Here is a 14,443-nt window from a genome sequence, read left to right as displayed (position 1 = left end):
GTCACCAACGCAGGGCGAAGCGGCCGACGGCGGCGCCGATCAGGCCGGCGGCCGCGACGCCCAGCGTATACCAGGTGGCGACGAAGGCGGCGGTCGCCTCGCCACAGTGCAGCAGGCCGTAGGCGGCGGCGGCGAGGCCGCCCGTCGCCAGACCCAGCGCCAGACCGGCCGTCGTCGGCCGTGTCGGCGCCAGCCGTCGCGCCGACAAGAAGACCAGCGGCGCGGCGAAGGCCGAGACCAGCACGATGTTGCGGCCGCAGACGGTCCAAGTCCCTCCAAGCCAGTCGGCCATTCGCCGCTCCGGCGGGGTCAGGCTCATCTCGATCACGCCCCACAGCACCACCGCCGCCACGACGGCGAGCATGGCGAAGGCCGCCGGGCGTGGATCGACGCCGGGCCGCCCCAGCCGTGTCGCCAGCCAGATCCCGGTTCCCGTCAGGGTGGCGGTATAGAGCCCCTTCATCCACGGGATCGGCCCCTGCAGCGCCTGGGCCAGATCCGGTCGCACGCCCAACAGCAGGGCCACGGTCGCCCCGGCCGTCAAGGCGGCGGCGATCAGTAGGTCGGGGCTTGGCCGCGCGGGCTTGGCCGGTTCCAGTCCGGCGGCCAGGGCGTCGATCAGGTCGTCAGTCTTCATTGGGGTTCACGCTGGCGACCAGCGTCTTCATGGAGCGGTGGACGCTGACCTTGGCCGCGCCCTCGGTAAAGCCGTTGCGCTGTGCGGCTTCGGCCAGGCTGAATCCGCCGACCCGCACATCCTCGATGAGGCGGCGCTGGCGCAGTGGCAGAATGGACAGGACCTTCTTCAGGTCGCGGCGGACGACGCCGTCCTCGACGGTATGTTCGGCCAGCAGTACGGAGGCCTCCTCTAACGGTACGTCGTGACGACGACCCTGACGGCGAAAATGGTCGATCAGCTTGTATCGCGCGATCGCATAGGCCCAGGCCGTGAACGGCAGCGACCGGTCATAGGTCGCGCGCTTGGCGTGAATGGCGATCAGGCAGTCCTGCACGAGATCCTCCGCATCGGCTTCGCAGCCGATCAGGCGACGTTTGAAAAAGGGGGTCAGGGCGCCGCGCATCTCGGACAGCAGGGCGCGCCAGGCCACGGGGTCGCCGTCGAGACCCCGTAACATCAGACGTTTGAGCTCGGCTTCCTTGTCGACCACGCAGCATCCCATTCGCGCCGGACGCGGCGAAGGTTACATGGCTGGTGCAGATCGGCGACGAATTCTTTTTCGGCTCGTCGGCGTAACCTTGGCCGCGGCGCGACCGAAACCCTTCCTGTCAAGCTGGTCCGCCCTGGACGGCTGTCACACAGGAAGCGATCCCATGAACATCTCCACCAAGATCCTGGTCGGCGCCGGCGCTCTGCTGGCCCTCGGCGCCAATGCCGCCGCTGCGCAGAACCACCCCACCGCGCAGCAGGAAGCCGCCATGGAAAAATGCTATGGCGTGGCCAAGGCGGGCAAGAACGACTGCGCCGCCGGCCCCGGCACCACCTGCGCCGGCACCTCGGTGCGCGACTATCAGGGCAATGCCTGGAAACTGGTCGCGAAGGGCACCTGCGTCTCGATTCAGACGCCCAAGGGCAATGGTTCGCTGACCCCGATCGCGAACCGCTGATGTCGTCGCTTCCGACCGCCGGACTGGGTCTGAAGCCCCAGCATTATTCGGAGGCCGCGGCCTGTCCGGCGGCCGGAGCCCAGCGCGGCCTGTGGTTCGAGGTTCATCCCGAGAACTACATGGTCGCGGGCGGACCCCGTCTGTCGTGGCTGGAGACGGTGCGCGCCGGTCGCCCGCTTTCTCTGCACGGGGTCGGCCTGTCCCTGGCTGGAGATGAACGCCCGGATCGCGACCATCTGGCCCGGTTCCGCGCCCTGATCGACCGATTCGAACCCTTTGTGGTGTCCGAACATCTGGCCTGGTCACGACGTGGCGGCGTCTATCATCCCGACCTTCTGCCTGTACCGCGCAGCCGCGAGGTGCTGAACTTGGTGTGCGACCATGTCGACGAGGCGCAACAGGCCCTGGGGCGACGGCTGCTGATCGAAAACCCATCCGCCTATCTTGCCCTGGCCGGCCATGAGTGGGACGAGGTCGAGTTTCTGGTCGAGATGGCTCGGCGGACAGGATGCGGCCTGCTGATCGACGTCAATAACGTCCATGTCAGCGCCTCGAACATGGGTTTCTCCGCCGAGGCCTGGCTGGACGCCGTGCCTGGCGAGCTGGTTGGCGAAATCCATCTCGCGGGCCATTGCCCCGATCCAGTCTGGGGCGAGGCCCTGTTGATCGACAGCCACGACGCCCCGGTTTCCGAGACCGTCTGGACGCATTATGATCGTCTGATCGCGCGGATCGGTCCCCGGCCGACCCTGGTCGAGCGCGACGGCGATGTTCCCCAATTCCCGGTCCTTCTGGCCGAACAGGCGCGCGCCGCCGCAGCGATGAACGCCGTGGAGGCCGTGGCGTGACGGAGTTTCACGCCGCTTTCGACAGGGGGCTGACCGGCGAGCTGGAGTCTCTATGGCCGCACCTGGAGCCGGGCGACCGGACGCTGGGGGCGCTGGCCGTCTATCGCAACACGACGATCAAGGCGCGGATCGACGCCCTGGAGGCCAATTATCCCACCGTGTTGCAGATGGTCGGCGAAGACTGGTTCCGCGCCGCCTGCGCCGCCTTCGTCGCAGAACAGCCGGGCGATACGCCGGTGCTGGTCGATTACGGCGTTGGTTTCCCCGGTTGGCTGGCCCGCTTCGAGCCAGCGCGGGACATGACCTATCTCGCGCCCTGCGCCCAGTTGGACCGGGCCTGGACCCAAGCTCATCTGGCCAAGGACGCAGCGCCGTTCGAGGCGCGCGAGGCCGCCGCCCTCGGCCCTGCCCTGGCGGGCGTGACGGCCAACCTGCACCCGTCGGTTCAGTTGTTCTGGTTCGAGTGGACCACGCCCTCGCTCTGGCTGGCGCATCGCTATCCGTCCCCGGACGCGTCTCTTGAATGGCGAGCTGAGGCGGAAGGCCTGCTGGTGCACCGGCCAGGCGCTGAGGTGCAGGCGCGGCGATTGAGCCGCGCGGAATGGGTCTTCTTGGACGCCTGCCGCCTCAATCGGCCGTTCGGCGTCGCTGCGGCCGCAGCCCAGACCGCCGCGCCCGGTCTGGATCTGTCCGCCCTTTTCGCCGGCCTCATCGCGCTCGGCGCTTTTACATCATCCTCGATCCCGAAAGACTGACCATGAACCTCATCGCCGATATTCACCGCCGCATCACCGCCGCCGTGCCCGAGGCCGCCTTGGCCCTGCTGCTGCGCTTCGGGATCGCAACGCCCTTCTTCCTGTCGGGGCGGACCAAGGTCGAGGGGCTGCTGACGATAACGCCCTCGACGCGCTACCTGTTCGCCGACGAATACCGCGTGCCCCTGCTGCCGCCCGACCTAGCGGCGCATCTGGCGACCTATGCCGAGCATCTGCTGCCGATCCTGCTGGTGCTGGGTTTGGCGACCCGGCCGGCGGCGGCGGGCCTGCTGTTCATGACCCTCGTGATCCAGTTCTTCGTCGAGCCGGGCGGCTGGCCCGTCCACCTGCTTTGGGCCGGGCCGCTGGCCTATCTGATCGCGCGCGGACCGGGTGTGATCAGTCTGGACCGTGTGCTGAAGATCGACTGATACGCGCGCGCCCCTTGTCAGCCGCGTCACTTTGTCCTTGAAGCGGATGAAGCCGGCGCGGGCCGGGCAGGGGATAGCCTTTTCATGTTCAGTCTGCTGAACCTCCAGAGCCTGTTCGGCCTGGTCGTCATCATCGCCCTGTGCTGGGCCATCTCCGAGAACCGCCGCGATTTCCCGTGGAAACTGGCCGTCGGCGCGGTCGCGGTGCAGGCAGGGCTGGTGCTGGCCCTGTTCGCCATTCCGGGATCGCGTTCGGTGCTGGCGGCGGTGACGGGCGCCATCGACGGCCTGGCGGTCGCTACGGCTCAGGGCACGCGGTTCGTGTTCGGCTATCTGGCCGGCGGCGATCAGCCCTATGCGGTTCAGAACGAGGGCGCCCTGTTCACGTTCGCCTTCAACGTCCTGCCGTTGATCATGGTCATCTCGGCCCTGTCGGCTCTGTTGTGGCACTGGAAGATCCTGAAATGGCTGATCCGCGGCTTCGGCGTGCTGTTCCAGCGCACCATGGGCCTGGGCGGCGCCTCGGCCCTGGCGGTGGCGGCCAATATATTCCTGGGCACGATCGAGAGCCCCATCGTCATCAAGGCCTATCTCGACAAGCTGAGCCGGTCCGAAATCTTCCTGATGATGACCGTGGGCCTGGCGACGGTCGCCGGTTCGACCATGGTCGCCTACGCCAGCATCCTGTCCCAGAGCCTGCCCAACGCCGCCGGCCACGTCCTGGTCGCCTCCATCGTCTCGGCCCCGGCCGGGGTGTTGCTGGCGCGGATCATCGTGCCCGAGCCGGACAAGGAAGCCATCCAGTCGATCAGCTATGACTCAGCCTTGAAGTACGACAGCAGCATCGACGCCATCTCCAAGGGCACGTCGGACGGCCTGATGGTGGTGTTGAACATCTCGGCGGTGCTGATCGTCTTTGTGGCCCTGGTGGCCCTGGTCAACATCATGCTGGGCGGCTTTGTTGTCTTTGGCGAGCCGCTGACGGTCGAACGGATCCTGGGCGTCCTGTTCACCCCCCTGGCCTGGTTGATCGGCGTCGAGACGCGCGAAGCGGCGCTGGGCGGCTGGCTGCTGGGCGTCAAACTGACCCTGACCGAGTTCGTGGCCTTCATCGAACTGGGCAAGCTGCCGCCCGAGGCGATGAGCGAACGCACTCGCATGCTGATGACCTACGCCCTGTGCGGCTTCGCCAATATCGGCTCGGTCGGCATCACCGTGACCGGTTTGTCGGTGCTGATGCCCGAGCGCCGTCACGAGGTTCTGGGCCTGATCTGGAAGGCCCTGTTCGCCGGCTTCATGGCCACCCTGATGAGCGCCGCCATCGTCGGCGCCTTGCCAGCGGCGGTGTTCGGGCAGTAGCGTTTCCCAAAACAACGGAGACGCCGTCATGAAGCTCTACACCTCGCACCGCGCGCCAAATCCGCGGCGGGTCCGTTGGGTCATGGCCGAGAAGGGCGTCGAGGATGTCGAACTGATCGAGATTGACATCCTGACCGGCGATCACAAGAAGCCGGAATATCGGAACAAGGTCGGCGTGCCGCATCTGCCGGCGCTGGAGCTGGATGACGGCACGACGATTTCGGAGTCCGTGGCCATCGGCCGCTATCTGGAAGCCCTGTATCCAGAGCCGAACCTGTTCGGCCGCGACGCCCGGGAACAGGCGGTGGTCGAGATGTGGACCCGGCGGTGCGAGTTCTATCTGTCCAATCCGATCATGCTGAACGTCCGACACTCCCATCCGGCCCTGGCCGCTCTGGAGGCGGTGCAGATTCCCCAGGTGGCGGACTACAACCGGGTCTCGGCCGAGCGGTTCATGAAGACCCTGGACCGGCATCTGGCCGAGCGCGAGTTCATCGCCCTGGACCGGTTCACCATCGCCGACATCGTCGCCGTGGTGGGTTTGGACTTTGCGCGGATGGTCCGCTACCGGCCTCCCGCCGAGTTTGAGAACCTGCACCGCTGGTTCGACGCCTGCCGGGCCCGCCCGGCGGCCAAGGCCGGGGTCTGAGCGGCCTTGAGATCCCTGGCGCCGTCCGACCGGTGGATGGCCCTGCTGCTGGCGGGGTTGGCCGGATACGTAGACAGCCTCGGCTTTCTGCAGCTCGGCGGCGTCTTCGTCTCCTTCATGAGCGGCAACTCCACACGCTTGGCCGCCAACCTCGCTGAAGGGCATTGGCTGGCGGCCGCAAATCTGGCGGCGATTTTGGCCCTTTTCGTTCTGGGCTCGTTTCTCGGCGCTCTGGTCGCGGGCGGCGAGGACGTCCGTTCGCGCAGCCGGGTCCTGATGTTCGAGGCCCTGCTGTTGGCCCTCGCCGCTTCTGCGGCGGGCGTGGGGCTGACGCCTGCGGCCGTCGGCCTGATGGTTATGGCCATGGGCGCCGAGAACTCGGTCTTCCTGAGAAATGGAGAGGTCGGGGTCAGCCTGACCTATATGACCGGAACCCTGGTCAAGCTGGGTCAGGCCCTAGCCGGCGCGGCGAAGGGCGCGGACCGGTCCGCCTATCGTCCCTATCTGATCTTGTGGGCCGGTTTGACGTTGGGCGCCGTCCTGGGCGCCCTGACGTTCGGGCGACTGGGGCTCTCCGCCCTATGGCCCGCCGCCGCCTTCGCCCTCATCATGGCGGGCATCGCCAGGGCCAGCCGTACAGCGTGAATGTCGGCCGGAGTAGACGGCCAATCCGTTGCGACATTTTGGGATCGACGCCTTACGGCCGCTTTCCCTTCGCTTTCGAACCTGCAATGTTAGCGCTAACTTTCGGAGGGCCTCATGATTGATCGGCGGCGTTTGTTCGGCGTGACCGGAGCTGTCGCGACCCTGCAGTTGCTGGGCGCGGCGGGCGCGACCAGGGCGGAGAAAAGCGCGAATCCGAAGACGCCGGCCTGGGGGCAGGGGGTCGAAGGTCAGCGGCGGGCGGACCTGGGCGACGGGACCTATCTGAATCCCATCGTCGCCGGCGACCATCCGGACCCGACGATCCTGAAGGACGGTGAGGTCTATTACATGACCTTTTCCTCCTTCCTGTCCTATCCGGGACTGGTGATCTGGCGCTCGACGGATCTGGTCAACTGGGCCCCGGTCGGACCGGCGCTGTCCAAGAACCTGGGCGACGTCTGGGCGGTGGATCTGGCCAAGCACGACGACCGCTATTTCATCTATATTCCGGCCAATCCGACCGGCGACGGCTGGTCCATCTATGTGATCTGGGCCGACGACATCGCCGGTCCATGGAGCGACCCGATAGACCTGGGCGTTCGCGGCTGTATCGACCCCGGTCATATCGTGGGCGAGGATGGTCGTCGCTATCTGTTCGTCAACGGCATCCGCAAGATCCAACTGACCGACGACGGCCTCGCGACGGCGGGCGAGCTTGAGCCCGCTTACAGTCCGTGGATGTACCCGGAAGACTGGGTGACCGAGAATTTTGCGCCCGAGGGGCCCAAGCTGCTCAGGCGAGGCGACTGGTTCTACCTCGTCACGGCCGTCGGCGGCACGGCGGGGCCGGTTACGGGCCATATGGTCATCGCGGCCCGTTCCCGGTCGGTGCACGGCCCATGGGAGCATTGTCCGCACAATCCCCTGGTCCGCACCCTGTCCACTGACGAACCCTGGTGGTCCAAGGGCCACGCCACGCTCGTGGAAGGCCCGGCCGGCGATTGGTGGATGGTCTATCACGGCTATGAGAACGGCTTCCGCACCCTGGGGCGCCAGACCCTGCTGGAGCCGATCGAGTGGACGGCGGACGGCTGGTTCAAGGCGATGGGCGGCGACCTGTCGCGTCCGTTGCCGAAGCCTCGCGTGTGGGAGGCCTCTACGGCCGGCGTCGCCCTGTCGGACGATTTCAGCCGCGATCGCATGGGGACGCAGTGGAGCTTCCATCAGCCCGGCGCAGACGATGCGGCGCGGATAAGCCGTGTTGAAGGCGGATTGCGCCTTCAAGGGCGCGGGCTGTCTCCGGCGGATTCATCCCCCCTGGTCTGTCTGGTCGGCGATCGCGCCTATGCGGTCGAAATCGGGCTGGAGCTGACCGGCGAAGCCGAGGCCGGGCTGTTGCTCTTCTATAATCACAAGGCCTTCGTCGGCCTGGGTTTCGACGGTGATATGATCAAGTCATACCAGTATGCGGAGGAACAGACTTGGGCTCGCATGCCGGTCTCAGCCCGCCGAATGCGGCTACGGATCGAGAACCAGGACAATGTCGTCACCTACCGATACTCCACCGATGACGGGGCGACCTGGATCCGGCACCCCACGCGGATGGAGGTCTCAGGGCTCAACCACAATGTCTTCGGCGGTTTCCTGAGCCTGCGCCCTGCTCTCTATTGCGCGGGTTCGGGCGCTGTCCGGCTGACGGACTTCAGCTACTCGGCGACCGCCGTCACCGCGGCGTGAACTTTCGGATCACGCCCGAGAAGGTCATCAGCAGGCGTTCGCCTGTATTGATCTGGCCGCGCACGAAAATCAGGCTCTTGCCGGCCTTGGTGACCTGGCCGGTCGCCTCGATCAGTTCGCCGACATAAGCGCCGTCGATGAAGGTGGAGTCCAACTGGACCGTCACGCCCGAGGCGCCCTCCATCTCCTGATAGGCGATCTGGAACATGGCGATGTCGGCGAAGGTCATAAGACAGCCGCCGTGCATCCTTCCGCCGGCGTTCATGTGTTTTTGCTCGGCGCGGAAGGCGCAGCGCATATGGCCGTCGGGGTCCAGCCGGCCGTAGAAGGGGCCGACCACCACATCGAAGGTGTCGTGGAGGTCATAGGTTTGCCAGCCGGCGAATTCGCCCTCGGTGACGGTGATTTTCTTCGGCATGACGACTCGGCCTTACTTCTGGTCTCGCTGTGCAGCATATAGGCGCAATGAGCGATCCTATCGAAACCGCAATCCTGAACAAAATTTCTGCGCTTGAGCCAGGCAAGAGCATAGAGCCGGCTGAAGTGGCCAAAGAGCTTCAGCCGGAGCAGTGGCAGCGTATGCTGCCCAAAGTGCGGGCCACGGCCCTCGGCCTGATGCGCCAGGGCAAGCTGACCATCACCAAGAAGGGCAAGCCGGTCGATCCGGACAACTTCCGGGGCGTGACGCGTCTGCGCCAAGCGACCGAGGAAGAGACGGCCCTGGCCCTGAGCCGCCGTCCGCCGGTCGTTGCGGATGATGACGACTAATCTCGACGCAGTCCTGAGCGACATCCGCGCCTGCCGCGCTTGCGCGGGCGTGCTGCCGCATACGCCGCGCCCGGTGGTGCGGGTCTTTTCCGAGACGCGACTGCTGATCTGCGGCCAGGCGCCGGGACGGCGGGTGCATGAAAGCGGCCTTCCGTTCACCGATCCGTCGGGCGACCGACTGCGCGACTGGATGGGCTTGGACTACGAGACCTTCTACGCTGCCCGTCGCATCGGTGTGGCGGCCCAGGCCTTCTGCTATCCGGGCACAGCGCCGAGAGGCGGCGACTATCCGCCGCCAAAACGGTGCGCCGACTTGTGGCGACCGCAGTTGCTGGAAGCCCTGCCGCAGATGGAGCTGACCCTGCTAGTGGGCGGCTATGCCCAGGCCTGGGCCCTTGGCCGGCGCGCGAAGCCGAGCATGACCGAGACGGTGCGGGCCTGGCGGGATTATGCGCCGGACCTTCTGCCCCTGCCGCATCCATCTTGGCGCAATACGGGCTGGCTGAGGAAGAACCCCTGGTTCGACGACGAGGTGGTTCCCTATCTGCGGAAACGGGTGCGGTCGATCTTGATGGCCCCCGTGAGGATATGCGCATGAAAGCCGTCGTTTCCGTCACCGCGCTGGCTCTGACGATAGGCCTGTCGGCCTGCGCCACGCCCCATATCCAGCCGCAGATGACGCCGCCGCCGGGGTTCGCCGGCGCTCACGTCGAGGATCGAGCCCTGGTCATGTCCGACGGCGCGCGTCTGCCCTATCTGCGTTGGGGGCCGGTCGATCATGCGCCTTGGGCCGTGATCGTGGCTCTGCACGGCATGAATGACCACGACGCCAGCTTCCGTCTGGCGGGGCCCTGGTGGGCCGAGCAGGGGATCGAGACCTGGTCCTATGACCAACGCGGCTTCGGCGCGGCGCCGGGACGAGGCGTCTGGGCCGGGCGGCAGCGGATGACCGACGATCTGCGCGAGATCACGGCCCTCGCTCGCGCCCACTACCCGAACGCTGTCATCGCCGTCGTGGGTGAGAGCATGGGGGGATCGGTGACGGCGGCCGCTTTTGGATCCGACAATCCGCCGGACGCGGACCGGATCATACTGCTGGCGCCGGGGGTGTGGGGCTGGTCGACCCAGGGGCCGCTGAACAGCGTGGCCCTGAACATCGCCGCCCGCGCCCTGGGCGATGTGGCCTTGGAGCCGCCGGAGTTCATCACCCGCGACATCCATGCCTCGTCGAACACATTGGAGCTGATCCGTAACGGACGAGATCCGATGAGCATCCTCTCGACCCGGTTCGACACCGTCTATGGACTGGTCGATCTGATGGAGACGTCGTCCCGCAGTCTGGGTCGTATTCGCGGCGACGCCATCCTCATGTATGGCGCCCACGACGAGATCGTGAAAAAGGGGCCGATGCGGATCGCCTTGGAGCGCGCTCAGGCCGAGGGCGGGAGCCTGCGCACCGCCTGGTATCCGAACGGCTGGCATCTGCTAAACCGCGATCTCGAGGCAGAGATCGTCTATCGTGACGTCGTGTCCTGGCTAAAGGATCCTTCGGCCCCCCTGCCGTCAGGCGCGCCTGAAGTCCTGCCTCAATTGAAAACGTCCGCCGCTGTCAGGCCATGAGGCTGGCCAGAACGACCCAGACTGCGACTGACAGAACCGCTGCGGCGGCGTAGCCCAAGGCGGCGCGCAGGCTTCCGCTGGACAGGCGGCGGTGGTCGGGATTCCAGCTCGTCATCGCTTCCTCCATGCTCCTCTGACGGGAACGTGTACGGAAGATACGCGCGAGTCGCTGTTCGGTTCGGCGCTAGGAGATCACAAGCCCGCGAACGGCGTTCTGGCCCGTTTTCCCGTTAGGCGGCGATGCCCGTAAACGTCTCTTAACGCGACGTTTACCATCCAGGCGGCATTTTCTGCCTAGCGGAGCGTCTGTGTCTTCCGCGAGTTTGGGGCGGGAACGCGTGGGCGGCTTTACGGCGGCGTTGCAGAAGTTCGGGATCGGCCGTCTGGCTGCGGTCCTCGGCGTCGCCGCAGGCGTGACCGCCGTGCTGGTCGCCGTCATGCTGCGTATGGGCCAGGCGCCGGACGCCTTGCTCTATTCCAACCTAGATCTGCGCGAAGCCGGCGAGATTACCGCCGCCCTGCAGCAGGCCGGCATCAAGTACGCCTCCAAGGGCGACGGCTCGACCGTGATGGTCAATCGCGATGATGTCGGTACGGCCCGGATGCTGATCGCCGAGAAGGGCCTCGTTACCTCGGGATCTGTCGGCTATGAGATTTTTGATAATCAGTCGGTGCTGGGGCAGACCGAATTCCAGCAACAGCTGAACGAGCAGCGCGCTCTGCAGGGTGAGTTGTCGCGCACGATCATGTCGATGCGGGGCATCACCGCTGCTCGCGTCCATATCACCATGCCGCGCCGCGAGATGTTCACCGCCGCCGCCGGAGAGCCGACTGCGGCTGTCTTGGTCGGGCTGGGTGGTCGTGACCTAACGCCGGATCAGGTGCGGGCGATCCGCAATCTGGTGGCCTCCTCCGTGCCGAACTTGAAGCCGGATCGCGTCACCGTCGCCGACCAGAATAACCGCACCCTGGCGGCCGGCACCGACGATGGGGCCTTCTCCTCCGCCTCGGCCGCCGAGACCAAGGGCAATACCGAGGCCCAGTTGCAGGCGCGGATCAAGGATATCGTCGAAGGCGTCGTCGGCATCGGGGCGGCGCGGGTCCAGGTCACAGCCGACATCGACCAGAGCCGCTCCACCACCCAGGAGCAGAAGTTCGACCCCGATGGTCAAGTCGTGCGTTCGACCACCGCCAATGGCTCGCAATCCTCGGATACGACCGGCCAGAACGACGGCGGTGTGACGGCCGCCAACAACATCCCAGGCGGCGCGCCGCCTGCCAATACACCGGCCGGCGCGACCAGCGCCGAGAACACCGAGACGACCAACTACGAAATCTCCAACACCACCACGACGACGACCAAGGAGCCGGGCGAGGTCAAGAAGCTGGCGGTCGCTGTCGCGGTCGACGGCAAATGGACCCCCGCTGCAGACGGCAAGGGCGAACCGACCTATGCGCCGCGCACTGCCGAGGAGATCGCCCAGATAAAGTCGCTGGTGGCCGCCGCTGCGGGCATCGACGAAGCACGGGGCGACAAGATCGAAGTGATCAATGTCCGCTTCAACCACGACACCGGCATCGCCGGAGGACTGGAAGGCAAGGCGTCCCTGATCGACTTCTCGCGCACCGACATCATGCGGCTGATCGAGCTGGCCATACTGGCGGTAGTCGCCCTGCTGCTGATCTTCTTCGTGCTGCGCCCGCTGCTGAAGACGGCGGGCGGCGGGGGGGCGGTGACCACCACGACGATCGGCGCGGACGGCGTGCCCGTGACCACTGTCGCAACGACGGTAATTGGACCGGACGGACAGCCTCAGCTGGTGCAACTGCCGGCCCCAAACGAGATGGACCAGAAGATCGACATCGCCCGGATCGAGGGGCAGGTGAAGGCGTCGTCGGTGAAGAAGGTGGCGGATTTCGTCGCCGCCCATCCCGATGAAGCCGCCAACATCCTGCGCAGCTGGGTGGCGGAAGGCTGATGGCGAAGCTCGTCAACAAGAAGAACTCCATCGACGACCCTAATAAGCTGACCGGGCCGGAGAAGGCTGCGGTCATCCTGTTGGCCCTGGGCGAGGATCACACCGCCCTGTGGGAGCGACTGGACGACGAGGAGGTCAAGGAGATCTCCCAGGCCATGGCTACCCTGGGTTCGGTGACCGCAGAGGCGGTCGAAGCCCTGATGATCGAGTTCGTCTCGGGCCTGGCCGGCTCGGGCGCGGTTGTCGGTAGTTTCGAACAGACGCAGAAACTGTTGGCCGCATTCCTGCCCAAGGATCGCGTCGACGGCCTGATGGAGGAAATCCGCGGTCCGGCCGGCCGGACGATGTGGGACAAGCTGGGCAATGTGAACGAGGCGGTCCTCGCCAACTATCTGAAGAACGAATATCCCCAGACCGTCGCCGTCATTCTGTCCAAGGTGAAGTCCGACCACGCCGCACGCGTGCTGACGGCCCTGCCGGAAGACTTCGCTCTGGAATGCGTGCAGCGGATGCTGCGGATGGAGCCGGTCCAGCGCGAGATCCTGGACAAGATCGAGGCGACGCTGCGCACCGAATTCATGTCGAACCTGGCGCGCACCTCCAAGCGCGACAGCCACGAGATGATGGCCGACATCTTCAACAGCTTCGACCGCCAAACCGAGGCCCGCTTCATCGGCGCCCTGGAAGAGCGTAGCCGCGAGTCGGCCGAGCGAATCCGCGCCCTGATGTTCGTGTTCGAGGACCTGGCCAAGCTGGACCCCGGCGGCGTTCAGACCCTGCTCCGCGCGGTGGACAAGGACTCGCTGGGTCTGGCCCTGAAGGGCGCGTCCGAGCCGCTGCGCGAAATGTTCTTCTCCAACATGTCCGAACGCGCCTCGAAAATCATGCGCGAGGATATGGAATCCATGGGCCCGGTCCGCCTCAAGGACGTCGACGCCGCGCAGATGGCCATGGTGCAGGTCGCCAAGGATCTGGCGGCGCGCGGCGAGATCATGCTGGCCGGCCAGGGTTCCGACGACGAGTTGATCTACTGACATGAGCACGCCCTTCGCCTTTGATACAGAGTTCAGCGCCGACGGCTCGGTAGTGCGCGAAAGCGCCTGGAAGCCGACCAAGCGCAGCTATATGCCGGCCGAGGTCGATGCGCTGGTCGCGCATGCCAAGCTGGAGGCCCGTCAACAGGCGCTGGCCGAGATCGACAATATTCGCGCCATGGCTCTGACCAATATCGCCCAGGGCGTAGCGGCGGCCATGCCGTCGCTGCGGGGCGTCGCCCAGGCCCACCGCGAACAGTCGGCCGATCTGGCCCTGGCGGCCGCCCGCGCCATCGGCGGCGCAGCGCTGGAGCGCTTCCCCCAGGCGCCGTTGCGGGCCGCACTCGAGGCGCTGGCTCAAGAGATCGACGCCTCGCCGCGTCTGGTCGTCCGCGCGGCCGGTCTGGACGACGAAGGCCGCGCTCAGATCGAGCGCGCCTGCGCCGACAGCGGCTTCACCGGCGTGGTCGCCTTCCGCGACGAGCCGGGCATGGGATTTGCGGCCTTCAAGCTGGAATGGGCTGACGGTCGCGCCGACCACGATCCGGAAGGCTCGGCCCAGCGCGTGGCCGAGGCCCTGACCGCCGCTCTGGCCGCCGAGGCCGGGCACGCCGAACCCCCTATCAATACTGACCGGAGTGATTTCTGATGGCCTCCGACGATCTTTCGCTCGAGGAGTTCCCCGACTCCACCGCCCTGGCCGTGGTCGATGATCATGGCGACAAAACCGCCGCCGACCTAGCGACGGTGTTCGAGGTGCCGGTGAACATTTCAGCGGTCCTGGGCAAGTCGCACATGTCGGTCGCTCAGCTGCTGAAACTGAACAAGGGATCGGTGCTGGAGCTGGACCGCAAGGTCGGCGAGGCCATCGACATCTTCGTCAACAACCGTCTGATCGCGCGCGGCGAGGTCGTCGTCGTCGACGACCGGCTGGGCGTGACCATGACGGAAATCATCAAGACCGAGGACTCGGGGAGCTGAGGCGACGCCGC

The 14,443-nt window shown here is 66.2% G+C and carries 19 protein-coding genes; 15 read left to right on the top strand and 4 right to left on the bottom strand.

All coding sequences use genetic code 11. From position 1 onward, the window contains the following. Nucleotide 1 precedes the first annotated feature (1 nt). Nucleotides 2–637, bottom strand: coding sequence for an NrsF family protein (locus tag PKE72_RS05185; RefSeq protein ID WP_271164309.1), 636 nt, complete (start codon nucleotides 635–637; stop codon nucleotides 2–4). Then, nucleotides 627–1,169, bottom strand: coding sequence for a sigma-70 family RNA polymerase sigma factor (locus PKE72_RS05180; protein WP_271164308.1), 543 nt, complete (start codon nucleotides 1,167–1,169; stop codon nucleotides 627–629). The genes PKE72_RS05185 and PKE72_RS05180 overlap by 11 nt, the downstream gene beginning before the upstream one ends. A 163-nt stretch (nucleotides 1,170–1,332) precedes the next feature. Here PKE72_RS05180 and PKE72_RS05175 point away from each other — a divergent pair, with 163 nt between their 5' ends. The 8 genes from PKE72_RS05175 (at nucleotide 1,333) to PKE72_RS05140 (ending at nucleotide 8,050) form a co-directional block, all read left to right on the top strand. Then, complete coding sequence (locus PKE72_RS05175) at nucleotides 1,333–1,626, top strand: BufA1 family periplasmic bufferin-type metallophore (protein ID WP_271164307.1); 294 nt, start codon at nucleotides 1,333–1,335, stop codon at nucleotides 1,624–1,626. Continuing rightward, entirely contained in the window at nucleotides 1,626–2,474 is an 849-nt protein-coding gene (gene bufB, locus PKE72_RS05170; RefSeq protein WP_271164306.1) for an MNIO family bufferin maturase, read from the top strand. Before PKE72_RS05175 ends, bufB begins: the two co-directional genes overlap by 1 nt. Continuing rightward, nucleotides 2,471–3,229, top strand: a complete 759-nt coding sequence (locus PKE72_RS05165) for an HvfC/BufC N-terminal domain-containing protein (protein ID WP_271164305.1) — start codon at nucleotides 2,471–2,473, stop codon at nucleotides 3,227–3,229. Before bufB ends, PKE72_RS05165 begins: the two co-directional genes overlap by 4 nt. Nucleotides 3,230–3,231: 2 nt before the next feature. Continuing rightward, nucleotides 3,232–3,660 (top strand): DoxX family protein, encoded by a 429-nt coding sequence (locus PKE72_RS05160; protein WP_271164304.1) that lies wholly within the window; start codon nucleotides 3,232–3,234, stop codon nucleotides 3,658–3,660. Between the two features lie 84 nt (nucleotides 3,661–3,744). Next, the gene (locus tag PKE72_RS05155; protein ID WP_271164303.1) at nucleotides 3,745–5,019 is read left to right on the top strand and encodes a NupC/NupG family nucleoside CNT transporter; all 1,275 of its coding nucleotides are present in this window, start codon (nucleotides 3,745–3,747) and stop codon (nucleotides 5,017–5,019) included. Between the two features lie 28 nt (nucleotides 5,020–5,047). Next, nucleotides 5,048–5,668 carry a glutathione S-transferase family protein gene (locus PKE72_RS05150; protein ID WP_267514268.1) on the top strand — a complete coding sequence of 207 codons (621 nt, stop codon included), beginning with the start codon at nucleotides 5,048–5,050 and terminating at the stop codon, nucleotides 5,666–5,668. 6 nt (nucleotides 5,669–5,674) lie between these two features. Continuing rightward, nucleotides 5,675–6,313, top strand: a complete 639-nt coding sequence (locus PKE72_RS05145) for a YoaK family protein (protein ID WP_271164302.1) — start codon at nucleotides 5,675–5,677, stop codon at nucleotides 6,311–6,313. Nucleotides 6,314–6,427: 114 nt separating this feature from the next. Then, on the top strand, nucleotides 6,428–8,050 hold the full coding sequence (locus tag PKE72_RS05140) for a family 43 glycosylhydrolase (protein ID WP_271164301.1): 1,623 nt from the start codon (nucleotides 6,428–6,430) through the stop codon (nucleotides 8,048–8,050). Here PKE72_RS05140 and PKE72_RS05135 read toward each other — a convergent pair. Next, complete coding sequence (locus PKE72_RS05135) at nucleotides 8,037–8,468, bottom strand: PaaI family thioesterase (protein WP_267514265.1); 432 nt, start codon at nucleotides 8,466–8,468, stop codon at nucleotides 8,037–8,039. The genes PKE72_RS05140 and PKE72_RS05135 overlap by 14 nt on opposite strands. A gap of 47 nt (nucleotides 8,469–8,515) precedes the next feature. Between PKE72_RS05135 and PKE72_RS05130 the strand changes: the two genes are divergently transcribed. The 3 genes from PKE72_RS05130 to PKE72_RS05120 are packed head-to-tail and all read left to right on the top strand — an operon-like array spanning nucleotide 8,516 to nucleotide 10,438. Further along, entirely contained in the window at nucleotides 8,516–8,818 is a 303-nt protein-coding gene (locus PKE72_RS05130; RefSeq protein ID WP_271164300.1) for a DUF3253 domain-containing protein, read from the top strand. Further along, nucleotides 8,808–9,416 (top strand): uracil-DNA glycosylase family protein, encoded by a 609-nt coding sequence (locus PKE72_RS05125; RefSeq protein ID WP_271164685.1) that lies wholly within the window; start codon nucleotides 8,808–8,810, stop codon nucleotides 9,414–9,416. Before PKE72_RS05130 ends, PKE72_RS05125 begins: the two co-directional genes overlap by 11 nt. Next, complete coding sequence (locus tag PKE72_RS05120) at nucleotides 9,413–10,438, top strand: alpha/beta fold hydrolase (RefSeq protein ID WP_271164299.1); 1,026 nt, start codon at nucleotides 9,413–9,415, stop codon at nucleotides 10,436–10,438. Before PKE72_RS05125 ends, PKE72_RS05120 begins: the two co-directional genes overlap by 4 nt. Here the strand turns inward: PKE72_RS05120 and PKE72_RS05115 are convergent. After that, a complete protein-coding gene (locus PKE72_RS05115) occupies nucleotides 10,428–10,553 on the bottom strand; it encodes a hypothetical protein (RefSeq protein WP_271164298.1) in 126 nt (41 codons plus the stop codon). The two genes, PKE72_RS05120 and PKE72_RS05115, sit on opposite strands and share 11 nt — an antisense overlap. 223 nt (nucleotides 10,554–10,776) lie before the next feature. On the opposite strand from PKE72_RS05115, the gene fliF reads away from it, so the two are divergent. The 4 genes from fliF to fliN are packed head-to-tail and all read left to right on the top strand — an operon-like array spanning nucleotide 10,777 to nucleotide 14,432. Next, the gene (fliF, locus tag PKE72_RS05110; protein ID WP_271164684.1) at nucleotides 10,777–12,417 is read left to right on the top strand and encodes a flagellar basal-body MS-ring/collar protein FliF; all 1,641 of its coding nucleotides are present in this window, start codon (nucleotides 10,777–10,779) and stop codon (nucleotides 12,415–12,417) included. Then, nucleotides 12,417–13,451 (top strand): flagellar motor switch protein FliG, encoded by a 1,035-nt coding sequence (gene fliG, locus PKE72_RS05105; RefSeq protein WP_271164297.1) that lies wholly within the window; start codon nucleotides 12,417–12,419, stop codon nucleotides 13,449–13,451. The genes fliF and fliG overlap by 1 nt, the downstream gene beginning before the upstream one ends. A 1-nt stretch (nucleotide 13,452) precedes the next feature. Continuing rightward, on the top strand, nucleotides 13,453–14,100 hold the full coding sequence (locus tag PKE72_RS05100) for a FliH/SctL family protein (protein WP_271164296.1): 648 nt from the start codon (nucleotides 13,453–13,455) through the stop codon (nucleotides 14,098–14,100). Next, on the top strand, nucleotides 14,100–14,432 hold the full coding sequence (gene fliN / locus PKE72_RS05095; RefSeq protein WP_271164295.1) for a flagellar motor switch protein FliN: 333 nt from the start codon (nucleotides 14,100–14,102) through the stop codon (nucleotides 14,430–14,432). The genes PKE72_RS05100 and fliN overlap by 1 nt, the downstream gene beginning before the upstream one ends. Nucleotides 14,433–14,443: the final 11 nt, after the last annotated feature.

The organism is Brevundimonas intermedia, from assembly GCF_027922165.1.
Classification (GTDB): Bacteria; Pseudomonadota; Alphaproteobacteria; order Caulobacterales; family Caulobacteraceae; genus Brevundimonas; species Brevundimonas intermedia.
Note: the sequence above shows the minus strand (reverse complement) of the source record. Positions and strands in the feature narration are given on the sequence as shown.